Origin of the sequence: Selenomonas sp. oral taxon 126, assembly GCF_001683335.1 — a bacterium.
In the GTDB taxonomy this organism is placed as follows: Bacteria; Bacillota; Negativicutes; order Selenomonadales; family Selenomonadaceae; genus Centipeda.
The window spans coordinates 654,317-678,304 of sequence record NZ_CP016201.1 but is presented as its reverse complement, the minus strand read 5'-3'; the positions used below and the strand labels follow the sequence as shown (position 1 = coordinate 678,304).

21 protein-coding genes, 2 tRNA genes and 1 pseudogene are annotated in these 23,988 nt (G+C 58.7%); 10 read left to right on the top strand and 14 right to left on the bottom strand.

Translation table 11 applies throughout. The features are described 5' to 3' along the window. The coding region (locus AXF19_RS02885; RefSeq protein ID WP_216634968.1) for a Fic family protein at window positions 1-811 on the top strand (811 nt) is incomplete at its 5' end. Window positions 812-955: 144 nt separating this feature from the next. Here AXF19_RS02885 and AXF19_RS02880 read toward each other — a convergent pair. The 5 genes from AXF19_RS02880 to AXF19_RS02855 form a co-directional block, all read right to left on the bottom strand. Beyond that, on the bottom strand, window positions 956-1,855 hold the full coding sequence (locus AXF19_RS02880; RefSeq protein ID WP_066844757.1) for an LPP20 family lipoprotein: 900 nt from the start codon (window positions 1,853-1,855) through the stop codon (window positions 956-958). Between the two features lie 69 nt (window positions 1,856-1,924). Then, window positions 1,925-2,596, bottom strand: a complete 672-nt coding sequence (locus tag AXF19_RS02875; RefSeq protein ID WP_066844754.1) for a CsgG/HfaB family protein — start codon at window positions 2,594-2,596, stop codon at window positions 1,925-1,927. 400 nt (window positions 2,597-2,996) lie between these two features. Continuing rightward, window positions 2,997-4,121: a hypothetical protein gene (locus tag AXF19_RS02865; RefSeq protein ID WP_066844747.1), complete on the bottom strand. Its 1,125-nt coding sequence runs from the start codon at window positions 4,119-4,121 to the stop codon at window positions 2,997-2,999. 153 nt (window positions 4,122-4,274) lie between these two features. After that, entirely contained in the window at window positions 4,275-5,195 is a 921-nt protein-coding gene (locus tag AXF19_RS02860) for a DUF3829 domain-containing protein (protein ID WP_066844745.1), read from the bottom strand. A 170-nt stretch (window positions 5,196-5,365) separates the two neighbouring features. Then, window positions 5,366-6,385, bottom strand: coding sequence for a hypothetical protein (locus AXF19_RS02855; RefSeq protein ID WP_066844744.1), 1,020 nt, complete (start codon window positions 6,383-6,385; stop codon window positions 5,366-5,368). A 138-nt stretch (window positions 6,386-6,523) separates the two neighbouring features. Here AXF19_RS02855 and AXF19_RS02850 point away from each other — a divergent pair, with 138 nt between their 5' ends. The 6 genes from AXF19_RS02850 (at window position 6,524) to AXF19_RS02825 (ending at window position 9,781) form a co-directional block, all read left to right on the top strand. Continuing rightward, entirely contained in the window at window positions 6,524-7,048 is a 525-nt protein-coding gene (locus AXF19_RS02850) for a hypothetical protein (protein ID WP_066844743.1), read from the top strand. A 101-nt stretch (window positions 7,049-7,149) separates the two neighbouring features. Then, window positions 7,150-7,225, top strand: a tRNA-Thr gene (locus AXF19_RS02845). A 151-nt stretch (window positions 7,226-7,376) separates the two neighbouring features. After that, window positions 7,377-8,123 (top strand): DUF6577 family protein, encoded by a 747-nt coding sequence (locus AXF19_RS02840; RefSeq protein ID WP_084784746.1) that lies wholly within the window; start codon window positions 7,377-7,379, stop codon window positions 8,121-8,123. A 1-nt stretch (window position 8,124) separates the two neighbouring features. Beyond that, the gene (locus AXF19_RS02835; protein WP_066844742.1) at window positions 8,125-8,556 is read left to right on the top strand and encodes a nucleotidyl transferase AbiEii/AbiGii toxin family protein; all 432 of its coding nucleotides are present in this window, start codon (window positions 8,125-8,127) and stop codon (window positions 8,554-8,556) included. Window positions 8,557-8,573: 17 nt separating this feature from the next. After that, window positions 8,574-8,828, top strand: a complete 255-nt coding sequence (locus tag AXF19_RS02830; RefSeq protein WP_066844741.1) for a hypothetical protein — start codon at window positions 8,574-8,576, stop codon at window positions 8,826-8,828. A gap of 74 nt (window positions 8,829-8,902) precedes the next feature. After that, entirely contained in the window at window positions 8,903-9,781 is an 879-nt protein-coding gene (locus AXF19_RS02825; protein WP_066844739.1) for a DMT family transporter, read from the top strand. A gap of 284 nt (window positions 9,782-10,065) precedes the next feature. Here the strand turns inward: AXF19_RS02825 and AXF19_RS02820 are convergent, their stop codons facing one another. The 5 genes from AXF19_RS02820 to AXF19_RS02800 form a co-directional block, all read right to left on the bottom strand. Continuing rightward, complete coding sequence (locus tag AXF19_RS02820) at window positions 10,066-10,797, bottom strand: NAD-dependent protein deacylase (protein ID WP_066844736.1); 732 nt, start codon at window positions 10,795-10,797, stop codon at window positions 10,066-10,068. 377 nt (window positions 10,798-11,174) lie between these two features. Further along, window positions 11,175-13,100, bottom strand: coding sequence for a TonB-dependent receptor plug domain-containing protein (locus AXF19_RS02815; protein ID WP_066844733.1), 1,926 nt, complete (start codon window positions 13,098-13,100; stop codon window positions 11,175-11,177). Between the two features lie 4 nt (window positions 13,101-13,104). After that, window positions 13,105-14,148 carry an ABC transporter substrate-binding protein gene (locus AXF19_RS02810; protein WP_066844731.1) on the bottom strand — a complete coding sequence of 348 codons (1,044 nt, stop codon included), beginning with the start codon at window positions 14,146-14,148 and terminating at the stop codon, window positions 13,105-13,107. After that, a complete protein-coding gene (locus tag AXF19_RS02805) occupies window positions 14,145-14,918 on the bottom strand; it encodes an ABC transporter ATP-binding protein (RefSeq protein WP_066844729.1) in 774 nt (257 codons plus the stop codon). The genes AXF19_RS02810 and AXF19_RS02805 overlap by 4 nt, the downstream gene beginning before the upstream one ends. Continuing rightward, complete coding sequence (locus AXF19_RS02800) at window positions 14,915-15,946, bottom strand: FecCD family ABC transporter permease (RefSeq protein ID WP_066844727.1); 1,032 nt, start codon at window positions 15,944-15,946, stop codon at window positions 14,915-14,917. Before AXF19_RS02800 ends, AXF19_RS02805 begins: the two co-directional genes overlap by 4 nt. 499 nt (window positions 15,947-16,445) lie before the next feature. Between AXF19_RS02800 and AXF19_RS02795 the strand changes: the two genes are divergently transcribed. Continuing rightward, window positions 16,446-17,873: an aldehyde dehydrogenase family protein gene (locus AXF19_RS02795; RefSeq protein ID WP_066844725.1), complete on the top strand. Its 1,428-nt coding sequence runs from the start codon at window positions 16,446-16,448 to the stop codon at window positions 17,871-17,873. 60 nt (window positions 17,874-17,933) lie between these two features. Here AXF19_RS02795 and AXF19_RS02790 read toward each other — a convergent pair whose 3' ends face one another. The 4 genes from AXF19_RS02790 to AXF19_RS02775 all read right to left on the bottom strand — a co-directional run bounded on the left by AXF19_RS02790 (window position 17,934) and on the right by AXF19_RS02775 (window position 22,322). Beyond that, window positions 17,934-18,422: a pyridoxamine 5'-phosphate oxidase family protein gene (locus tag AXF19_RS02790; protein ID WP_066844723.1), complete on the bottom strand. Its 489-nt coding sequence runs from the start codon at window positions 18,420-18,422 to the stop codon at window positions 17,934-17,936. A gap of 63 nt (window positions 18,423-18,485) precedes the next feature. Then, window positions 18,486-18,561 (bottom strand) — tRNA-Ala (locus AXF19_RS02785). 75 nt (window positions 18,562-18,636) lie between these two features. Further along, a complete protein-coding gene (locus AXF19_RS02780; RefSeq protein ID WP_066844721.1) occupies window positions 18,637-20,394 on the bottom strand; it encodes a 1-deoxy-D-xylulose-5-phosphate synthase in 1,758 nt (585 codons plus the stop codon). 170 nt (window positions 20,395-20,564) lie between these two features. Further along, window positions 20,565-22,322, bottom strand: a complete 1,758-nt coding sequence (locus AXF19_RS02775; protein ID WP_066844718.1) for a 1-deoxy-D-xylulose-5-phosphate synthase — start codon at window positions 22,320-22,322, stop codon at window positions 20,565-20,567. A 549-nt stretch (window positions 22,323-22,871) separates the two neighbouring features. Between AXF19_RS02775 and AXF19_RS02770 the strand changes: the two are divergent. Then, window positions 22,872-23,412 (top strand): annotated as a pseudogene (locus AXF19_RS02770) (acyl-CoA thioesterase). Window positions 23,413-23,732: 320 nt separating this feature from the next. Next, window positions 23,733-23,988 (top strand): DUF2828 family protein (locus AXF19_RS02765; RefSeq protein WP_157092521.1); only part of this gene is annotated, 256 nt, incomplete at its 3' end.

The window sequence follows — 23,988 nt, the reverse complement described above, 5'->3', positions numbered from 1 at the left end:
GGAGTTCGCACTGCGCCGCCGCAGAGAGCTGCCGCTCTGCAGTCGTCTGATTCGTGAGATGCACGGTGTTCTGATGGAGGGAGTGCGCGGGCAGGAGAAATATCCCGGAGAATTTCGGCGCACGCAGAACTGGATCGGCGGAGCAGGCAGTACGCTGAAGAACGCACGCTATGTTCCGCCGAATGTAGAGGATATGAATGCGGCGATGTCCGCACTTGAGTCGTATATGAACGCAGAGGACACACTCGACCCACTGATTCGTACGGCACTCGTTCACTATCAGTTCGAGACGATTCACCCCTTTCTTGATGGGAATGGACGCATCGGACGGCTGTTGATTACGCTTTTCCTGATGGAGCAAAATCTCCTGAGTACGCCTGCACTCTACATCTCCTATTTCCTGAAGCAAAACCGTATCGAATACTATGACCGTATGAGCGAGGTGCGCCGCACGGGGAACTACGAGCAGTGGATCATGTTCTTCCTGCGTGCCGTTGCGGAGTCGGCGGCAGATGCCATTGATATTATTGACCAACTTTATGCATTGCGCGGAAAAAACATTGTAAAGTTAAAGGAGAATACAAACAAAAAACAGCTGACCACGCTTATCAAGCTCTTCTCCTACATTGAGGCACATCCGATCATCGAGGTGAAAAAGACCGCCGAGGTGCTTGGTGTCTCCTACAACGCCGCAGCGCGTGCTGTTGGCGTTCTGATGGAGAAGGGGATATTGGAGCAGCGTGAACAGGTCGGGAAAACACGGATTTATTCGTATGAGGGGTATTTGGATATTTTGCGGAAGGATCTGTAATCCATAGCGGAACAGGGGTAGCATAGCACGACGATGGCTGATTATCAATATATTATTCGCAGCTACGCATATGCTGGCTGTTATATCCCATCAAAAAACCCGAGGAGTCGACCTCGGGTTTTTGTGTATATCGGTGCAAATGTCTCAGCGGACAAAGACGACGTTGCCGTTCATGAGCATCGAGCTCTGTGCGTTTGCCGCGAGGATGCGGTCGCCATCGTCGACGCTGACGACGACGTTGACGGGGTTCGTGGAGTTATTGCCGCCACGCACCTGCACCGCCCTTATGACGAGCGGGCTGCCGCCGGCGCGCGGGAGGGTCTGGGCGGAGGAGACGCTGGTCGAGTAGCCGACCATGCCCTGCGAGATCGCCTGATCGTAGTTGATGTTGCTGACGCCGTAGATGGCGCGTCCGTTCGTGTCATAGATGACGGGGGAGAAGCTGGGCTTGAGTCCCAAGCCGCTCGCATCCACGATGACGCCCGTGTAGCCGCCGCGCGTCTGAACGTGTGTCGTAATCTCAGCCGTAATGGTGGCAGAGATGACCGGCGGGGGCGGAGCGGGCGGCGTGTTGTCACGGATTGCGGGCATGATCGCGGATGAAAGTCCCTGCATGCCGTACATTGGCATGGACATGACGACGCGGTAGCTGCCGTCCGGCATCTGCTGCTCCTCGACGATGACCGCGCCCTTGATGAGTGCGCTGACCTTGGTCTTGACGATGTCGCTGCTGATGACGAAATTCTGGACGGTGGTCTCAGCATCGACCTGCACACCACTCACCTGCTCAGCGAGGTTGCGCTGTGCGTCAACAATGGCCGCACGACGCGCCATGATGCTTGCCTTCGAGCCGTAGGTTCCCATCGGCGGCGTGCCGAAGCCCTCGGCTGTGATTGTGCCCTGCTCCCACTGAGGGGCGGCCTCTGCGGCCTGCATCATAGTGAGCGTGGGCAGCGTGGCGTCCGGTGCCATATAGAAGCCTGCACCGAATGCAAATACGCCTGCAATAGCTCCGGCAAGTGCTTTTTTCTTCAGGTTCTTCATTATCGTCGCTCCTTTACATTGAGTCAACAGAAAACGGAGACGGACGCCGAGCGTCCATTCGTATATCCCTTACCTCTTCTTTCCCTTGGTGTTGACACCCATCTTCGTAAAGATGCCCTCTTTGCCGTTCACGGCATCCTTGATCGCCTTGGAAACGGCGTTGAATGCCATCTCGTCAGTGACGTTCGCGGAGCCGAGCATGAACACACCGTCCTCCGATGCAACGCCGCCGGATACGCGCTTTGAGCTGCCCTTGCCCTGGCCGACGAGGACGACGCGACCCGTCGAGACTTCGACGACGCGGATGGAGACGTTTGCCACGACGCTCGCCTGACTGCCGACCAGTCCGCCGAGAAGGTCGCCGAGACCCAATGTGTCTTCCTTCGCTGAGAGGTTGGTGAGTGCGCCGAAGATCTTGTACTCGACGCCGCTCATATTGCCGACTTCGACGGCGCTGTCCTCTGCGATCAGTCCGGTCATACCGAGGCTCTGTTCATCCACGAGACCTTGGAACTCGATACGCTCATAGACTTGGAACACGTCGGGACGATCGCTGATGAGGGTAATCAATTCCTCGGTTGCAACGCCTGCATGGTCGCCGAAGCCGCCCCATCGATCCGGTACTTTGTTCTGGAAGGGCATGACTGCAACGGTGGGGTTGTCATAGAGCCCCGCCTGACAGACGGAGCCCATCATCAGGCCTCCGAGAAGGACAAGTACGCCCATCATTTTCTTAAACATAGAACTCCTCCTTAAGTGTAGACCCGAGGGAACCGCTGATGAAATGGGCCATTCCGATTGGTGCCGGATTTACCAGTGCTTCCCTATTGCTTCCCGGGTGCACCACGCGGACGGGCGGATGATGGGTATGGGCAGAAAACACGAAACTGCCTACCGTGGGTGCATGGATGTCGACATACACGATGTCGCTTATTATTTTAGCATAAATGAAAGGGAAATGATACTGTATGATCGGACAGGTCTAAACGTCCTATTTTCTGAAATCTTAGAGGAATGACGCGGTTTGGCGGGATTTTTGCGCGGGCGCTTGCGGCGCCGTATGAAAAATATTTTTGAAAAAATAAGGAGTTGCTGTACGAAGTCGGTTTGACTCGTACAACAACCCCTAGGCAGTCGCTCCTCAGCGGAGGGTGATCTTCAGTTCGCTGTCACTCGTGCTCTCGACGAAGATGGAGAGGCTGGTTTCGCGCTGGAGCATCTGGAGGATGGTGAACGGCTTCTGCGAGGAGGCGATGTCGATGGTCGTCTTGCCTGCGTTCGTGCCGCGCACGTAGACATCCTGCACGCCGCGCAGCCCCTTGAGCTCCTTGACGAGCTGGTCGACGAGGGAGAAGTCGCTCGCGCGGACGGTGAGCTGGATGCCGGAGAAGGCGCTCGCCGCTGCCTTCATGAACTGCTGCTCGAGTTTCTCTGCTGCCTTGCGGGCTGCCACCTGACGCGACTTGCGGCGCGCGAGGTTCTCACTGTTCTCGACGCCCTGACCATCGACGGAGTAGGTGCCGATGATCGTGCCCGTGCCGAACGAGATGATCTTCAGGTCAAGATGGGTGCGTGCCGAGGACATCGGCGACGTGACGTAGCCGCCCTGGTTGTTCGGGAGCTTGATATCGTAGCCCTCCGCGTGGCTGCGCCCGATGACGAGGTAGTCGATCGGTCGGTCAGCACTCGACGCGCCGTACGGGAGGCTGCTGTCGCCGCGGTATACGGCGTTCAGCATGGCAGAGTCCTGCAGCCAGGAGACGAGGTTTACATCGACGACGTGCTTGAAACCGACCGTGAGCAGGCGCTCGTTGAGGGCGGTCTCGAGGATCGTGTCATGACCGGGGAGGCCGCTGTAGTTGTTGTCGAGATCCGAGTCGTCCGAGAGGATGACGACGCCGATGCGCGGGTCGCCCATGCGCATGACGGCATCAAGGCGCTTCATGAACGCCGAGTTCGCATCGGTGTTCACGTCGACGTTCGCGCGGACGCGGTACTCGCCGCCGGCAGCCGACTCGCTGATGACTTGGATGTTCTGAACGTAGCCCTGCGCATGGGAGAGGATCTCGTCCAGCTCCACGGCGGTGTTCGAGACGACGGTGTTGGAGTTGATATACATGCCCGCAACCTGCTCCACGGCGGTGCGTGCAGCGTCGCGCATGGCGGAGTCGCGGTCAACGCCCACGCCGTCGACGGTGACGGTCTGTGCGAGCGCGGTCTGTGCAATCGCCATGCAGAGGAAAAGCGCAATGAGAAATTTTTTCATAACGTGTGGATGCTCCTTTCTAAAGGTCAAAGGAATGCACGTGTTTTCTGCATTTTTATCATACCACAAAAAAACGTAAACGTGAAGAGAAAACAAATGAGACACAAAAAGTGCCGCAGGAGTTCTCTGCGGCACAGGGGAACGGGATCTCCGTTATTTTTTCTTGTCGTCCAACTCAGCGAGATTGAGGTTCTGCGAGGAACGCACGAAGTCGTTGAAGTCGTCCACAACCTCGTTGCCATTCTCCTTGCCCGCGACATAGCTGCGGAACGTGCCGATGAAGCGGTTGAGGCTCGACTTGTATGACGCGAGCGCGGGGATGTCCGGCACCTTCGGGGCGAGCGCGTTGATCTCGGCGATCTTTGCCTCGGCGGCGGCGCTGTCGATCTGCTCCTGTTCGAGCATGTCCGCGAGCTCGCGCACCTTCATGTTCAGTTCGAGGAATGTGGCGGCGTTTACGCGCCCTTCCTTGCGCATATCTTCGAGGCGGGCAATTTGGATTTCTTTGAAATGCGTTGTGACGGCGGCGTCGAACTTGTCATACGCAGGTACGAATGCGTCGTAGAGTGGGAGATACTGCGCGATCATCTGCGTGCCGGCGGCATAGTCGTCCGCCATGTAGCCCTTGGAGGAGTAGTAGGACTCCATCTTCTCTGCGAGCGGGACGAGATCCTTGAGGATCGCAAGCACGGCATCCGCCTCCGTGTCGATGTCCTGATAGACGCCCGCCGTCTTTGGATTCGCGCGTGCTTCTTCGAGATTCTTCCTCAGATTGGCGAAAAGAGGCAGCGCGATGTAGGTCATGCGCTTGCCGCTGCGCATATCCTCGAGCGAGGGGGTGATGGCATAGTCGAACGAGACGATGTGGCGGTTGTAGTCGTTCGTTGCGTCGAGGTAGGGCGAGATCGCGTCCACCTTGTCCTCGGTCGTGCTGCCTGCGAGCAGCGCACTCACGGCTGCGGCGGGATCTTCGCCCTTGTCACTGCCGAAGCAGCCCGTCAGAAGTGCGGCGGGCGCACAGAGCAGACCGCCAACGGCGAGGATGGAGAGTGTGCGGCGCATGGGATGAAACATGAAAATCCTCCTTTACATGGGACGCAGATGGCGCTGCATCCGTGAAACAGGTGGGGCGCACTGTGAGAGGCGCACCATCTATAGTATACTTGAATGAAACGCTTGTGTCAAATTTAGGAGAAATGTCCTGTAAATTCTGAATCCTTTTTCCTGCACGTATGTGGTGCGGCTTACGGAACGACAACGATGCCCCGGCTGCGCGCGCCGCCGTCCCCGCGCAGACGATGGCGGCGCTCCTGCTCGGCACGGCGCTCGGCGCGGCGCAGACGCATGCGGAGTTCGTCGTCGGTCTTGTCCGATGCATCCCATGCACTCATGAGGTCGCTGACGGCATCCTCCCAGCGCCCCGCGTCGTACGCGATCAGCCCGCGGTACTCGTAGAGCCGCCAGATGGGATATGTCGCGTCTGTGTGCGGCGTGCGCTCCGCCGCATCGAAGTCCGCACGCGCGAGGCGTGGGCTGTGCTGATCGTAGTAGGCGCGTCCGCGCAGGACGTAGGCGTAGGCGCGTGCGTCGCCCGTAACACTCGGATCCTGCAGCAGCAGGGAGAGATCGGCGACAGCGTGTGCGTATTCGCCGCGCACGATCATCGCCTCCACGTCTGCAAAGATCGTATCGACGGGTGTGGGCGCATGGGTGGGCGGCTCCTCTCCATAGACGGGCACACGAACGCCGCCCGTCTTCCCGTAGATGGGGGCGGGCGGGATCAGGACTGCGCCGCGCGGCATCGTCGGGCGGCTGCGCAGATCGTCGTTCTCGCGCTGCAGGGCGTCGCGCTCCTGCGTCAGGCGCGCCAGCTCCGCCTTGTCCCCCGCCAGTGCGGCGAGGTCAATGCCGTCCGTATCCACGGAGCAGACGAGATGGACACGATAGCGCCACGCGTCGCCAACAAGCTCGGGCGTCACCTGCTCGTTGAGTACGCGCAGGACGGCGGCGGCGACCATGCGAATCTCATCACGCGTCAGCGCATAGTCCTGCACCTCGCTCACGCTCTCGATGTAGACGCCCGCGCGCTCCGTCGCCGCGCGCATCGCCTCGTTTCGTGCCGCATCGCGCGCAGACTTCGGCGTATCGTTGTCGCCCATCATGTAGACGCCGTCCGCCTCGATGATCTCGGGCGCGGCAGAGACATTCGGGGCGATGGCAAGAATCAGTGCGCACAATGCGGCGCGCAGTGTTTTTTTCAGCATGACATTCCCTCCCATTTGTATTGTTCCAAAAGGCGATTAGAGCGTGGTGAAGGAGGGATGAGAAGGAGATTGATTTTTCGCACAAAAAGGATTTTTCTTTTGCTCGTAGAATTTCTATACAATAAGGAGGGATTTGCGATGAAACGAATCATCATGCTGCTCGTGGGTGTCTTGATGCTCGCGCTGTCTGCGGCTGCGAGCGCGAACTATCCAATGTATCTGAACGGTGATCGGAATTTCATCCTTTGCGACGGACATATGGGGACGGCGTGGTACGTTGATGCCTCGTCGCTGAATGTCCTGCGCTACGAGCCGCCGCAGTACGTCATCGCCGTCGATGTCGTCACGGCACGCAGTGCCGTCGGGAACGAAGATGATTTCTACAGCGGCGGCAGTGGGATGGTGACCGATGTCCGCACAATGCGCTTCCTCTATGACTGGGATGCGTGCGCGATGTATGCGTGGAACGATGCGGAGATGGACTGGTACTACTTGCCGCCGGGCGGCTCGTGGGCGGAGACGGGAATCACGATGCCGGCGGGCGAGATCGCGTTCTACCTTGCCTATCGGATGAAGTTCTATGGGCGCAGATCGCAGTACTATGCGTATCTGGATCGCAGTGTCGCCATTTATGAAGATGCGTTCTATGCGCGAATCCCGTGATTCGTGCCGGCAGCTCCGCAGATGAGAGAAAAAATTTATTTTCAGGGTTGACAGAAGCATCCCGCTCGGGTATAATTCCACTATCGCCTGTGAGGCGGTATGCTGATTTAGCTCAGTTGGTAGAGCAGCTCATTCGTAATGAGCAGGTCGTAGGTTCAAGTCCTATAATCAGCTCCATTTGATCGCAGAAGGCTCCCGAGAGATCGGGAGCCTTTTTTGTTTTGTACGCAAAATTTCTCTTGTATTTTAATCAGAAATGGAGTATGTTGACAGCAACAAAACGGCAATAAAAATGAAAATTGCCGTTTTGATAAAGTGAGGTGAAATTGTGACAACGCTGGAAATGATGGAGCGGACGCTGCGTAAAATGAAAACAGAGCACCCGTTTTCAAGGAATGAACTGCTCATGGAGATGATGAAATGCGGGGCGATCGTCAGTACAGCGAGCCTGAATGCAGGCATTGATAAAATGCTGCAGCGTGGAGATATTGCCCGTGTCGGACGCAATGCTTACTATGTTCCGCCACATTATATGCGAAGATATGAATACGACTATTCCAAGCAGGCGCGATCTGTTGCGCACCGTATAGAGGAGCGCTATCCGTATCTGGATTTTGTTATTTTTGAACTCATTCAACTCAATGAATTTGTCAACCATCAATTCGCGCATAATACAATCTTTGTCTATGCAGAACCGTTTGCGACGGAGTTTGTATTCGATATGCTATGGGAGTGCTATGACGGCATGGTTTTGTTAAAACCCTCCCGCAAGGAGTATGATCGGTATTGGGATGAGGATGCGGTTGTCGTAAAAAAGCTTGTCTCTGAAGCGCCTCTGACTCGTCGCGCAAAATGGAAAAGCAGGTTGGAAAAGATTCTGGTGGATCTTTTTGCGGACAAGCTGTTACGTGATCTGCTCAGTCCTGCAGAATTGTCGCGTGTCTATCAGGACAGCTTCCATAAATATATTATTGATGAGAGCAGTCTGTTTCGCTATGCAAAGCGCCGCAGTAAAGCAAAGCGCATTCGACGTTTTATCCATGAGGAGACTGATATTGTGCTGAGGGGGCAGTGATATGTTATTGCAGGAGAATTTTACAGAGGCGCACATTCGTGGTTTTCGGGCGGAAAGCAAGCGCGATCCGCTTCTGTTTGAACGCACGATCTATGCCTTTGGTCTTCTGGAGGCTCTTGCAAGGAGCGGACTTCCCTTTGTGTTCAAGGGCGGAACCTGTCTGATGCTGCTGTTGGAGAAGCCCTATCGCCTGTCGACGGATATTGATATCATTTCTATGATGTTGCGACATTGCTTGATGTCGTTGACGATTTTGCAGAGGTGTGCACAACCTATCGAAAGGTTGCTGCGGCACAATGCGCGTATCGAGGGGTATCGGAGCGGGATGAGGTTTTCCTCGCAGATACATTTCGTGCGGCGCTTTGCATCGCATCGAATCGCAAATTTATGCGTGATGAATATGAATGCTATGCCAATGCGATTCGTTCGCTGAGGAATCATGTCTATGCGATGGACTATACTGCAGAAGCCGCAGTCGGAGATGCGGTAAAAATTGCCTATGCTGCGCTCTGTTTGCTGACAGGAGAGTCGTTTGAGCGAGTGACGGATGAGGTGAATTTATCGTCCGAAGTGGTTCGGCACAGGGAGTTGTCATGTGTAAGACATTTGAAAAAGGTCGATTCCGGAGCATATGCCTATGTCATTCGGATGGATCGCTTGCTGGATCAGGTGCTGGGCGTTTATCCTGACCTGTTTGCAGACTGAACGGTGGCATATATGTGACTTTGGTGCTCTCCTATGCAATAGGGGCATTTTGTTCGTGTGAAAGGATTCGTAACATGCAAAGTCGCGTCTATTTTTATGCAATCAGCGCGGTTGTGATCTGGTCGACGCTCGCGGCGATGGCAAAGAGTCTCCTCACCGTGATTCCGACGTTTGAGGCACTCTTTCTGAGCAGCCTCATCGCATCGGTCTTCCTGCTCGTCCAGCAGGGGATACGTGAAGGGCTACTGGTATTCCGCGCGTATGATTGGCGTGGCTACCTCGCGATGGCGGCACTCGGCTTTATTGGACTCTTTGTCTACTCGGGGCTCTATTTCTACGGCCTGACGCAGCTGACCTCGCAGGAGGCGTGCATTCTCAACTATCTCTGGCCGATGATGATCGTCCTCTTTGCGGCACTCCTTCTCGGGGAGCGAATCACATTGCGGACTGCCGCCGCGCTGCTCCTCTCGTTCTCGGGGGTTCTTGTGCTGACGCTCGGCGGGGAGGGGCGCGCGGATGGAAATGCCGTCCTCGGCTCGCTCGCGTGTGTGCTCGCGGCACTCTGCTACGGGCTGTTCTGTGTGCTGAACCGAAAGCGGAATGTGGATCCGACGGTGCTGATGACGGTCGCGTGGGGCGTGACTGCGCTCTGTGCGCTGCTCGTGACGCTCATGGCGGAGACGTGGGTCACGCTGTCGTGGACGCAGTGGGGTGGGCTGCTCTGGTTCGGTATCTTCGTCAACGCCGTTGGCTACCTCTGGTGGGCAATGGCACTGCAGCAGGCGCAGAATGCGGCGATGGTCGCGAACCTCGCGTACGCCGTGCCGCTGCTCTCGCTTGTCGTGTCTGCCGTGACACTCGGCGAGGAGATGAGCAGCGCCGCCTTCATCGCACTCGTCCTCATTATGGGCGGGATACTGCTGCAGAGTGTAAGGCGGGGGAAGGTGCGTTGAAAAACAAAAGGAGGGCTGCTCTCGGAGCGCCCCTTCCACCGCTTACGCGGTCCCCCTCCCCCGTTGTGAACGGGGGAGGCTGAGGTTACGGTATATTGGCTTCCCCCGCCGAAGCGGGGGAAGTGGCGAGCCTTGGAGGCGGTCAACGTCAACCAATCACACGTCGCTGCCGCTCGTGTTCTTGGGACGTTTTCGCATACGACCTGTTTCCCGTTCAGCTTCGCCCTACGGGCTTGCTTCTCGGACAGGTCAGTAAGCCGATAGGGGCGCCCCAAATGAAGCCTTTATTCCTCTGGCAGCGCCTCGTGCAGCACATCCCCGATCGGTTCGCGGATGACGAGCTCGGCACGTCTGTCTGCGCTCGTCTCGCTCCTGTTGATGAGGACGAGATGCGCACCACGGAAGTAGTCAATCAGTCCCGCTGCAGGGTAGACGATGAGCGAGGTACCGCCGATGATGAGTGTGTCCGCCGCGCGGATCGCCGCGATCGCGCCCTCGATGGTCGCATTGTCGAGACTCTCTTCATATAATACGACATCGGGGCGGACGATACCGCCGCAGGAGCAGTGCGGCACGGGGCGATGGTGCAGGATGTAGTCGAGCTCGTAATGCGCGCCACACTCCATGCAGTGCGCGCGGCGAATCGAGCCGTGCAGCTCGTAGACGGTCTTTGACCCCGCCGCCTGATGCAGCCCGTCGATGTTCTGCGTCACGATCGCCGCGAGGTGCCCCTGCCGCTCGAGCTGTGCGAGCGCATAGTGCCCCGGGTTCGGCTCTGCCGCGAGGTAGACGAAGCGCCGCCGATAGAAGTCGAAGAACTCCTCCGGATGTGCCATGAGGAAGCTGTGTGATGCCATTTGCTCGGGGGAGAATTCGCGATGCAGCGTCTCGCTGTAGATGCCGCCCGCGCTGCGAAAGTCGGGAATCCCCGACTCCGTCGACATGCCCGCCCCGCCGAAGAACACCGCGCGGCGGCTTTCCGTGAGGATTTCTCTGAGTCTTGCAATCTTGTCCATCGTGCCCTCCTTGCTTGACAATTTTTTAATAGGTGGATATAATGAGAATACAAAAGGGTGGCTGGTGATTGGTCCCGCCGGTCTCTCCCTAAAAGTTTATCTTTCGTGAAGAAGGAGTCGACGTGAACCGCACAGCGGCTCTTTTTTCTATCTACTGCTTACTGAATAGAAATATGATGTTGACCGCGAGCGTTGCCGCCGCTAGCATGAGTGAGAGTTTTTCGTATAGGCTCATGCACATCACCCCCAACCAAAGGTGGGAGAAAACCAGCTTTTACCAGCCACTTGCGTTTATTATAGCACGTAGTTTCGCCGGTGAAAAGCGCAAAAACGGAGCAGATGCCTTGTCTGCTCCGTTTTTGTATGTCTTCGCTCAATCAGAACTGATACGTACCGCCGAGGATGAAGTGACGGCTCGGCATGGCGTAGGCGCCCATAGGTGTCCATATGGACGGCGTTACGCCGATGGATTCATAGCTCTCGTCCGTGAGGTTCATGCCCTTTAAATAGACCTTGAAATCCTTCGTGACGTGATAGTTCACGCCGACATCAAGCGTCAGATAACGCGCATCTGTAAAGCGCTCCACACTGCGTCCCGTCACGTAGTTCAGGTCGGCGTCCGCTTCCCATTTCCCCTGCGTGTAGGAGATGCCGAGATTGTAGCCGTTCGGGCGCGTGTTCGTGGAGAGATAGCCCTTTGCGGCATCCGTGGAGTCAATATGAGCGTAGCTGTATGCCGCGCGGATTGTCCAGCGGTCGTCGGCGCGATAGCGCGTAGAGAGCTCGAGACCGCGGCGGTTTTCGCGATCAGTGTTGTAGTAGTGAGTTTTGAAGTCCCCCTCACGATTCCACGCCCAGCTCAGCGCATTTTTCAGCCTGCTCCAGTAGAGGCTGCCCGATACATTCCACTTGCGCGTGATCTGACTGTCCGCGCCGATGGTGAACGTATGCGAACGCTCCTGTTTTAGATCGGGATTGCCCTTCATATATGGGGTGTCGGCATAGCGCATCTTGAGCGTTGGATTGTTGACCGCCTGTCCCCATGAAATATAGGCGTGTGTTCTGCGGTTGAACTTCTTGTTGAGGCTGATATGCGAGGCGACATCCGTGCCAAAGTCGCTGTGGTGCTCGAGCCGTGAGCCGAGCTTCAACGAGAAGCCCTGCCCGAGCTGCCAGTCGTCTTCAAGGAAGAGTGCCTTCGTTGTGGCAGACACGTCGAGCGGCGCATAATTATACTCTTTTATCTGATCGTGCGCCCAGAGGAAACCACCGACGAGCATATTTTTGTTGCCGAGCATCCAGAGCTTCTGCCCCTCGAAGGTGTTGCGGCGCAGCTTGTGGGTGTAGGGGGCACCGAACGGAGCGTCAGCGGTGGACTCACTGCGGTAGTAGCGCAGAAAGGTTCCCTCGCCCTCCTTCTCTGAGCCGAACATATAGGTGACACCGTATACACTGTCGGTCATCAGCTGACGCCCGTCGTAATAGGGCTCGCCTGTTCTTGGATCTTTTAGGTATACACCGTAGCCGTCGTCCGCCTCATGGCGGCTGAACTCGAGGCGGAGGCGGTCGTTGCCGATGATGCGGTCAAAGCCGACGTTGTACTCCGTGCGGTTGATGTCGCTGTTCTCGAAGGTGCGCTTCTCGCCGTAGGCGTTCTTGTACTGGAAATCCTTGCGGCGCTCATGTGAAACGCCGACCTTGATGCTGTTCCTCTCATCGCCGCCGCTGACATTTACCCCCGCGCGCTTCTCACCCCACGAACCGAGCTGTATGTTAAAGGAACCCGTGGGCTTCCCCGCTGTTGGGCGCTTCGTGATGATGTTGACGACACCTGAGACGGCGCGCTCGCCGTAGAGCGAGGAGTTTGGCCCGCGTACGATCTCGATGCGTTCCACGTCTCCGATGGCAATCTGATCGACGTTGGCGGCGTTGTCATCCCCCTGCACCATCAGGTGATCCCAGTTAACCTTCTTCCCGTCGACCATGACGAGCACGCGCGAGTCGCCGTTGATGATGGGGTAGGCGGCAAACCCCTTCTGTACAACGTTGACGTTCGCGCCCTTGAGCGCATCAGAGACGCTCTTGTAATTGCCGCGCTCGATGTCCGCCTCTGAGATCAGCGTGACATCCGCGGGCACGTCGCTGATCGCGGTCTCACTGCGGCTCGCTGTGACAACGATGTCGTCCAGCACATAGGTCTGCACCGCATCATCCGTTGCCTCTGCGGCGCTCACAGGGAGCGCATAGCCCGTTCCGACGGTCAGTGCAGTCGCGACGAGTCCACTCAAAATCCTTTTCTTCATCCCATTACCCTTTCTTTTCACCTATGAGGGCATCCAGTCCCTCAGCTATATCCTCAAGCGCCGTGATACAGCGCCCGTTTCCATTGTTCACGTCGGAGAAATTCACGACGATGATATGATTCTCGCGCACGGCTTTCATATTTTGGAGGTTTGGATCGCTGCGCAGCTCTGCGCGCGCCTCCTCTGCCGAGATGTCCTTCGGATTGACGTAGATGATGACATCGGGCGCAAAGCCGAGGACGCGCTCAGGGCCGACCGAACGCATCTGACGGTCGACAATGTTGTCGGCGCCCGCCTTGCGCGCGATGTCGTCAATGATGTAGGCGGGGCCGTACATACTGTAAAGGCTCGTCCCGTGCGCCTGCAAGATCATCGCGGAGAAGCGCTGTCCGCGCGCCTCGGAGCGCTCCACCACAGCGGCGGCGCGCGATTGTAATGCTATGGTATAGTTCTTTGCACGTTCTTCCACGCCGAAGATATGCCCCATATCCGCGATAAATGGATAGACCGTCTCCTCAAGCGTCGGGTGTCCCTTTCGCACGGTGGCGGGCACGATGTAGGCGCCGACACCGCGATCAAAGTACGCATACACATCGCCGAGTGCCTCGGGTGTGAAGTGATGCGACCAGCCGATAATGAGATCGGGATGCAGAGCGACGACCTCCTCGCGGCTTGGCACATAGGGCGCGGAGAGAATCGGGAGCGCGGCATAGGCATCGGCGTATGCGGGCGGCTCCGCGCCGTAGGGTGCAATCGTGCCGATGATACGATCCGTGAGACCTAGGTCGATCAGCAGCTCCGTTGCACCCGGATAGGAGACGAGCACGCGCTCAGGCGTATGCGAAAGTGTGAAGTCGGTCGGGCGCCCCTCGCTGTCCGCCGTCGTGTAGGTGATTCCTTCGGTGATCGGCTCCGCTGCCTGTGTGCCGCGCCCGTCGCGCATGGAGAGCGCGAGGACGAGCACGGCGCACGCGAGAAAGGGCAGGAGTCTCAGGGCGTTGGCGAAGCGTCTCAGAATGCGCCCGTGATTCTGCTGTGCGGCATTCATTGTATTTGCTCCGTACGGTAGTCGACGAGCGGAAGCCCCGCCGCATCGTAGGTCACGTTTGCGTTCACGCCGTAGATATGCGCGAGCATTTCCTCCGTGATGATTTCGTTCGGCGTTCCGATGCGCTCGATGCGCCCCGCCTTCATGACGACGATGAGGTCGGCGTACATGGCGGCGAGATTGAGGTCGTGGAGGGCGGCGATCACACCGATGTTCAGGCCTTTGACCAGCTCTAGTATATGCAACTGATATTTGATATCGAGATGGTTGGTCGGCTCGTCGAGGATGAGCAGCTGCGGCTCCTGCACGAGGACGCGCGCGAGCATGACGCGCTGCTGCTCGCCGCCCGAGAGCTCGTTGAAGTTGCGCTCGGCCGCGTCCGCCATGCCGACGCGTTCGAGTGCGGCGCGGACGAGCGCGTAGTCCTCCTCCGTGTCGTCCTCGAAGCTCTCCTTGTACGGGGCACGCCCCATGAGGGTGATCTCCTCGACGCTGAAATCGAAGTCGACGGTGTGGAACTGTCCCATGACGCCGATCTCCTGCGCCGCCGCGCGCAGCGGAATCTCCGCGAGCGGTGTCCCATCCATCGTGACGCGCCCCTCCTGTACCGCATGCACGCGGTAGAGATGCTTGAGCAGGGTGGACTTGCCGCAGCCGTTCGGGCCGAGCAGGGCAACAAAGCGGTCGGTCGGGAGGTCAGCGGTGATGCCGTGGAGGATTTCCTTGGCGTCGATGCGGAATTTCAGATTTTCGATGTGGATTGTTTTCATCGCGAACCTCCGAAATTCCCGCCGCTGCCGAAGAGCAGCTTCATGAAGAGCGGCGCGCCGATGAGCGCGGTGATGATGCCGATGGGCAGATCGCCCGCGGGCAGGAGGGTGCGTGCGAGGAGGTCGGCGACAACGAGGAAGATGGCGCCGACGAGGAGCGCGGCAGGGAGCAGGCGGCGATGTGATGCGCCCGTGAAGGAGCGCACGAGATGCGGGACGACGAGTCCGACGAAGCCGATGATGCCGCAGGTCGCAACGAGGACGCCCGTGAGGAGCGCGAGCAGTGCCATGTAGCGGCGGCGTTTTGCACTTGCGTCAATGCCGAGGGTCACGGCAAGCTCCTCGCCGAGGAGCAGCACATCGAGCGTGCGCAGCTGCGAGAGAAAGTAGACGATGAGCGCCGAGACGATGAGGACGGGCAGGAAGAGGCTGTGCCACTTCGCATCTGCGAGCGAGCCCATCGTCCAGAACGCCGCCGACTGCATACCCTCCGCATCCGCCGCCATGTAGACGATGAAGTTCGTTGCCGCCACGCAGAGTGCGCTGATCGCCGCGCCCGCGAGCACGAGCTTTACCGTCGAGACGCGGCGGTGCATCCCCGCGAGCATGAGCACGGCGAGTGTAGCGAGGATTGCGCCGACGAAAGCGCAGCCCGGCACGCCGAAGGGGATTGCGGCGGAGCCGATGAGGATTGCAAGCGTCGCACCGACGGACGCGCCCGAGGCGATGCCGAGGATAAAGGGTTCTGCGAGCGGATTCTGCACGCTCGCCTGCATGACGACACCTGCAAGTGCGAGTCCCGCACCTGCCGTCATCGCGAGCAGGACGCGCGGCACGCGCAGCGACCAGATGATGTCCGTGACGGCGGGATCGACTGCGGGGATATTGCCCGCGAGCTTTGCCGTGATGATGGCAATCGTGTCGCCCGCAGGGACCGCGACACTGCCCGCCGAGACGGCGAGGACGGCGACGAGAACGAGCAGGATGGAGAGCGCCCACGGTGAGGCGAGCAGGTCTTTCGTGCGCAAGGCAGATTCCTTTCTATGACTGCGGTGTGAAGGTGTTAAAAACGAATGATATTCATATGCGCAGGATACGGCATTTCATAGGCGCTGTAAATGAAAATCTCTCGCAGTCCATATAATAGATATATTCGCGCAGATTAGGACATAAGAAAACGACGCATCCCCGCAGAGAGGATGCGCCGTGCTTGACTTTTATCGCATATTTTTCTATAATAAGAGCACAAAAGGGTGACTGGTGTGTGGAATCGCCGGACTCTCCCTGAATACTTTGATTCTTGAAGAAGGAGCCGACGTGAACCGCACGTACGGTTCTTTTTTCTGTTTACTTTGTAATCAGAAATATGATGTTGACCACGAGCGTTGCCGCCGCAATCAGGAGCGATAGCTTTTCAAAAAGCGTCACGCACATCACCCCCCAAGGGGAGTAAACCGACATTCACCAGCCACTTGAGATTATTATAGCACATGGTTTCGCTGTTCACAAGATGAGGAGGAGCACGATATGAAGACCTTCGAGATGTTCATTGACGGCGTCCGCGTCGCGGGCGAGGGGACGATTCCCGTCTATCACAAGGCGACGGGGGAGGTCATCGCCGAGATTGCCGCAGCGGGCGGGGCACAGGTGCGCGCGGCGGTGGATGCGGCGGAGCGTGCCTTTCACGAGGTGCAGCTCAGTCCCTACGAACGCTACGAGATCATCATGCGTGCCGCAAATCTGATGCGGGAGCGGCGCGAGGCGTTTGCTGAGGCACTCTCCGCCGAGGCGGGCAAGCCCATCCGCGACGCGCGCGGCGAGATCGACCGCGCCTATCAGACACTCATCCTCTCGGCGGAGGAGGCGAAGCGGCTGCGCGGGGAGACCGTCCCGCTGGCGGGGGCGCCCGGCTGTGGGAATCGCATGGCGTTCACGATCCGCCGCCCCCTCGGCATCGTCTGTGCCATCACACCGTTCAACTTCCCCGTGAACCTCGCTGCGCACAAGATCGGCCCTGCGCTTGCGGCGGGCAATACCGTCATCTACAAGCCCGCCTCCGCGACACCGCTCACGGCGTCCCTCCTCGTCGAGGTGTTTCAGGAGGCGGGGCTGCCTGCGGGCTGCCTCAACCTCATCTACGGGGCGGGCAGTGCGGTCGGGAAACTCCTCACGGCGGACGAGCGCATCCGTATGTTCTCCTTTACGGGCAGCGTCCCCGTCGGCAAGGCGCTCCATGAGGCGGTGGGCTTCCGCCGCATTGCGCTTGAGCTTGGCTCGAACTCCGCGAACATCGTGCATGAGGATGTGGCGGATGTTGCGTGGGTCGCGGAGCACTGCGCGCGCCATGCGTTCGTGAACGCGGGGCAGGTCTGCATCTCCTGCCAGCGTGTCTATGTATCGCGCAGCATCTACGACGCATTCTGCGCGGCGGCAGTCGAGGCGGCGCAGAATTTCAAGAGCGGCGACCTCATGGACGTACACACGCAGATCGGCCCCATGATCTCAGAACGCGAGGCGGAGCGCATCGAGACGTGGGTCGCTGAGGCAGAGGGAGCGGGCGCGCGCATCCTCGCAGGTGGGCATCGGCGCGGGGCTTTCTACGAGCCGACCGTCCTCACGGATGTCACCTCCGCGATGAAGGTCGTCTCCGAGGAGACCTTTGCGCCCGTCTTCAGCATCATTCCCTACGATACGATCGAGGATGCCGTACGCATGGTCAACGACACGCGTTACGGCCTGCAGGCGGGCGTCTTCACGCGCTCACTCGCCGTCGCAAACTACTGCGCCGAGCACCTCGACGTCGGCGGCGTCGTCATCGGCGACGGCGCGACCTTCCGCATGGACAACATGCCGTACGGCGGTGTCAAGGACAGCGGCATCGGCCGCGAGGGCCCCGCCTACGCCATCCGCGAGCTGACTGAGGAAAAGCTTATCGTGCTGAACGTCGAGGGGTGAGGGGCTGAGCAGAATATATGAAAAAAGCGGGGGACGTGCGACCCCGCTTTTCGTATGATCTTATTTCCTTGCGACGAGCTCCTTTGCCTCTTTGCCCGTCATGTGGGCGACGCTCATCTCGAGCATACAGAAGCGCTTCCACGCGCCGTCGATCTCTGCGCGATGCTGCGCCTCCGTGCGCTCGGGCGCGTATTTGATGGCGAGCTTGCGGACGGCGGCACGCTTTTCCTCCTCGTCCTCAATGATGCGGATGCTGCCGAAGACGATGACGCTGCGGAAGTAGGTTGTGTACTTCTCGGGCACGATCTCGTCCTGATCAATGACGGCGAAGGAGGCGTTCGGATTCCGCCGGATGGCGTCGATCTTATGCCCCTCGAGCGCACTGTGGAAGTAGATGTGCTCGCCGTCATAGACGTAGCTGATGGGCACGGCGTATGGGAATGCCTTGTCACCCGTGAGGGCGAGTACGCCTGCCGTTCCGCGCAGAAGCACAGCCTCCGTCTCCTCTGGTGAAAGCTGCTGTACCTTGCGGCGCATTTTGTGGAACATCACGCACCTCCATATCAAAAAAAGGAGGATATCCGAATGGATTCCTCCGTATGCGGTCAAGGATGGTGGAGACGAAGAGGATTGAACTCTCGACCCCCAGATTGCGAACCTGGTGCTCTCCCAGCTGAGCTACGTCCCCGTGACTGACAAGGGACATTATAACGCGTGCGCGGGAAAAATGCAAGCCCTTTTTTCACCAAGCTCTCACGCAATCTCATGCAAGCTCCCGCAGCACGTCCGCCGCAATCTGCGGGGCGGTGAGGTGGTATCTGCGTGCCAGCTCGTCGGGGTTGTAACGGTTGAAGAACGCCTTCGGCAGCCCGTAGGTCAGGACGCGCACGTCTCCCGTACGCGCATAGAAGGATGCCACCTTCTGACCGAAGCCGCCCGCGAGGATGCCGTCCTCGACGGTGAGGATGAGGCTATGCTTCTCGCGCAGCGAGTCGAGCAGCTCCTCGTCGAGCCCGGAGAGGTAGAGCGGGTTGACGACGGTCGCGTGAATTCTCTCGCGCGCGAGTTCCTCTGCTGCCTCGGAGGCGAGCGCGGCAAAGTTGCCGACACCGATGAGCGCAACGTCCGCACCCTCGGTGACGACGATGGATTTGTTCAGCGCGCTGTAGTCCGTGCGCACGGGATAGGGGCTCTCCACATAGCCCGTGAACGGCATACGGATCATGACGGGGTACTCGGTCTGCTCCACTGCCCAGCGCAGGACGGCGATGTGCTCGGCGACGCTCGTCGGCGCGAGGTGGACGAGGTTCGGGATGTTTGAGAAGATGGAGATGTCGTAGAATCCGAGATGGGTTACGTCGGTGGAGCGATAGAGCGAGGTGCCCGTCGCGAGAAAGACGGCGGGGTTGCGGTTGATGGCGACATCTTGCGACATCTGGTCGTAGGTGCGCTGGAAGAATGTGCTGTACGTGCCGAAGATCGGGCGCGCTCCTGCCTTTGCAAGTCCCGATGCCATGGCGACGGCGTGTTCCTCGGCGATGCCGACATCGACGTATTGGCTGCCGAGCTCCGCACGCTCGGCGGGGCTGAGGTTGATGCCGCCGACGATGCCCGCCGAGAGGTAGACGAAGTTCGGATTCCTGCGCGCCGCATCGAGTACGAAGTCCACGGTTGCGACGGCATATGGGTCGGGGTGCGACTCATTCTTTGCGATGCCGGTCTCCACGTGAAAGGGGGCGTGGCGATGCCAGCCCTCGGGATCCGCTTCGGCGAACGAGAGCCCCTTGCCCTTGATCGTGTGGATGTGGATGACGACGGGGCTTGTACTGTCCTTTTCCTCGGAGAATACGCGGATCAGCTCCTCCGCATCGTTGCCGTCCGCGACATAGCGGTAGCGGAGCCCGAGCGCGCGGAAGAGGTTGTCCTCCGCCTGACCATTCGTCTCGCGCATCTCCTTGAACTTGGCATACATGCCGCCGTGGTTCTCGGAGATGGACTGGTCGTTGTCGTTGAATACGATGATGAAGTTCGTGCCCATCTCGCCGATGACGTTCAGCCCCTCGAGCGCCTCACCGCCCGACATGGCGCCGTCCCCAATGACGACGACGACGTTCTCCGTGCCACCCGCGAGGTTGCGCGCCTTGGCAAGTCCCGCCGCAAGGCTGATGCCGGTCGAGGTGTGCCCGATGTTGAAGAGGTCGTGTTCACTCTCGTCGGTGTTCGTAAAGCCGGAGACATCGTGGTACTCGGCTGCGCGCGTGTATGCGCCGACGCGCCCCGTGAGCATTTTGTGCGGATAGCACTGATGGGAGACATCGAAGATGATCTTATCGCGCGGTGAATCAAAGACCGTGTGGAGTGCGATGGTCGCTTCGATGATCCCGAGGTTCGGCCCGATGTGCCCGCCGATGAGGCTCGTGCGCTCGATGAGCGCCTCACGCATTTCGCGGGCAAGAATGCGGCGCTGCTCCGCCGTATAGTCCCGTATGTCGGCGGGTGCGTTGATGGTCTCAAGATACAAGGGAAAAGCCCTCCATAGAAACATGATAATGTTTACGTTCTATTATAGCATAAATTCTAAGAAAATATCATCATTGGGGAAAAAATAACGAGAGGGCAGGAAAAAGGGACTGCCCTGTCTGTGGCAGCCCCCGATGAATTTTGTTTGCGGATGTGCGAGGTTTCCTGTACTCAGCGTTTCAGCGCCGTCAGCGTATCCGCCGCAATCTGCTCGGCGGTGAGGTGGTACTCCTGCGCGAGTTCGGCGGACTGGTAGCGGTCGTGGAATTCCTTCGGGAGGCCGTAGTTCCGCACGCGGACATTTGCGTCCATGCCGTAGTAGGCGGCGATCTTCTGACCGAAGCCACCGTCGAGGATGCCGTCCTCGAGCGTGAGAATGAGGCTGTGCTTTTCCTTGAGGCGGTCGAGGAGAGCCGTGTCGAGCCCCGCGAGGAAGATCGGATTGACGACAGTCGCCTTGACGCCCTCCTTTTCAAGTTCTGTGGCGGCGGCGCTCGCAAGCTGTGCGAAGTTGCCCGCACCGAGGATGGCGACCTCCGCGCCCTCGGTGATGACCTGATATTTGTTCAGCGCGCTGTAGTCCGTGCGCACGGAGTGGGGGCTCTCCTCGTAGCCCATGACCGGCATGCGGATCATGACGGGGTGCTTCGTCTGCGCGACCGACCAGCGCAGCACCGCCTTGTATTCGTCGAGGCTCGCGGGCGCGAGAAAAACGAGGTTCGGGATGTTCGCAAAGAGGGGAATGTCGAAGAAGCCGAGGTGCGTCACATCGTTCATATAGTAGATGGACGCGCCGACGGAGAGAAAGACGGCGGGGCTGTTGTTGACCGCGACATCCTGCGCCATCTGATCGTAGACGCGCTGGAAGAATGTGCTGTACGTGCCGAAAATCGGGCGCGCGCCGCCGCGTGCGAGTCCCGATGCCATCGCGACCGCGTGCTCCTCGGCGATGCCCACATCGACGTAGTGACTGCCAAGCTCCGCGCGGTCTGCGGGGGAGAGTCCGATGCCGCCCATCGTGCCCGCCGCAAGAAAGACGATGTTCGGATTCGTTTGCGCCTGTTCCTTGAGGAAGGCCTTCGTCGCCTCCTGATACGGATCCGTGTATGGATGTTTCAACGCGCCCGTCTCCACGTCGAACGGCATACGGTAGTGCCACGTCTCGGGATCCTCCTCGGCGAACTGGTAGCCCTTGCCCTTCTGCGTGACGATATGCACAACGACGGGCTTTGTACTGTTCTTGACTGCGGAGAACGCCGCAATCAGTGCCTCGCAGTCGTTGCCGTCCGCCACATAGCGGTAGTCGAGCCCCATCGCACGGAACAGATTGTTCTCCGCTGCGCCGTTCGTCTCGCGCAGCTCCTTGAACGTGCGGTACATCCCGCCGTGGTTCTCAGCGATCGACTGACCGTTGTCGTTGAACACGATGATGAAGTTCGTCTCCATCTCACCGACGACGTTCAGCCCCTCAAGTGCCTCGCCGCCCGACATGGAGCCGTCGCCGATCAGGGCGATGATGTTCTCCCTGCGACCCGCGAGATCCCGCGCCTTTGCAAGCCCCGAGGCGAGGCTGATCGAGGTCGACGTGTGGCCGACGTTGAAGAAGTCGTGCGGGCTTTCCTCCGGATTCGTATAGCCCGACACCTCGTCGTACTGCGCCTCGTTGATGTACGCCTCGACGCGTCCCGTCAGCATCTTGTGCGGGTAGCACTGGTGCGACACGTCGTAGACAATCTTGTCCGTCGGCGAATCAAAGACCGTGTGCAGTGCGATGATTGCCTCGATGATGCCGAAGTCCGGACCGAAATGCCCGCCGTGTATGCTCGCGCGCTTAAGAAGTGCGTCGCGCATCTCCTCGGCGAGTGCCTTGCGCTCTGCCGCGCCGTACCCCTTGATATCGGCGGGCGATGTGATCGTTTCCAAATACATAGAGATCCCTCCCCTTGGGGTGCAGCTGCGCCCCATTCCCTTTGCCTAAGCAGGATTATATCATCTGCGCGTATGCGGCTGTCAAGGGAATGTATCCGATGTAACGGATTATTTTCAGCAAAGTATGGTAAAGTGGATGCTCCGATGAAAAATATTGGCTCTACTCCCGAAGTAGTGGAAATAGTATCATTATCTAGAGAAGCAAGATTCCATTCAGCTTATGTTTTCGGTCGCCTTTCAATCGGTATCCATGCGCATAAGCTGCCGGCGCCCCTACCGTCACGCTGCCGCGTGCCACCTCCCCCGCAGCGGCGGGGGAGGCTTATATGCCGTGACTTAAATGCCTGCCCCGCCAGAGCGGGGAAGGGGGACCGCTTGCGGTGGAAGGGGCGTTTTGAACGATATAGGCATTGTGGATGTATGGATGTGTTCATGGCGGGATTATGGATCAGTGCTTCCTTAGATTTGGCTACATCTGTTCTGTTCTAAAAAATAACTTTTCCACTAGTTTTGGAGTAGAACCAAAACATTTTGATGGGGGGCATATAAATGAAAGAATGTAAAATGAAGGACAGCCGCATTGTCATCAGCGAGGTGATGATGCCGAGTCAGGCGAATCCAAACGGGAATGTGCACGGCGGCGAGATTATGAAGCTGATGGACTCGGCGGCGTACGCGGCGGCGCGGCGCTATGCGCGGTCGAATGTCGTGACGGCACGCGTGGACGAGCTGGAAGTTCCACCTGCCCATCCGCATCGGCGATCTCGTCGTCGTGACGGCGGACATCGTCTACGTCGGGCACAGCTCGATGGAGGTCGCCGTCAACGTCATCGTCGAGGATCTGGACGACGGCGGCGACCCGCAGCTCGGACTCTCGGCGTATTTCACCATGGTTGCACTCGACCGCAACGCACGGCCGAAATCCGTGCCGCCGCTCACGCTCGATACCGAGGAGGCGCGTGCCGCCTTCGAGGAGGGCAAACGCCGCTATGAGGCGCACAAGGCACGCAAGCGCCGTGCTGTCACGCCTGCGGGCGGCTGTGTCTGCGATGCCATCGCGCAGCAGACCACGGCGGCTGTGCAGGAATAAGGTACGCCTTTCTCCTGTTGAAACGCACGCGTGTTTATGCTACAATAAGTGCAAGACATGAACAGCAATGTACGGAACACCGAAGAGATTCCCTATGGGGATCGTCGGCGTGAAATCGTGTCTTGCAAAAGATGCCAACAGCAATACATCAACTGTCTGTAAAACAGTGTGGGGAATCTGCCCCACAGGACGGCACGGTCTACCGTTGCCGTTCATGGCATCTTGTCTGTATATGTTCGCGGCTTGCCGCGGTGAATGAATTTGTCCGGCACAGTGCATCTGCATCTGGGTCGGGCATTTTGCGCGAAGGAGGAAATGCGATGCTGGACGCACTGAAAGAGGAGAGCAACAAGACCTATACGCGGACGGAAAACGATGCCGCAACCTACGCGAGTACGGGTTCGGACGTGCTCGACTTCTTCGCTGCGGCAGGTGCGCTGCGGGAGGCGGGCGAGGCAGAGATCATCGTGCGCTTTACGCGCGCCTTTGCCGCGCATCCACTGTATGCCCTGCGCACACTCTTCTACGCGCGCGACGTGCGCGGGGGACTGGGCGAGCGGCGGCTCTTCCGCATCC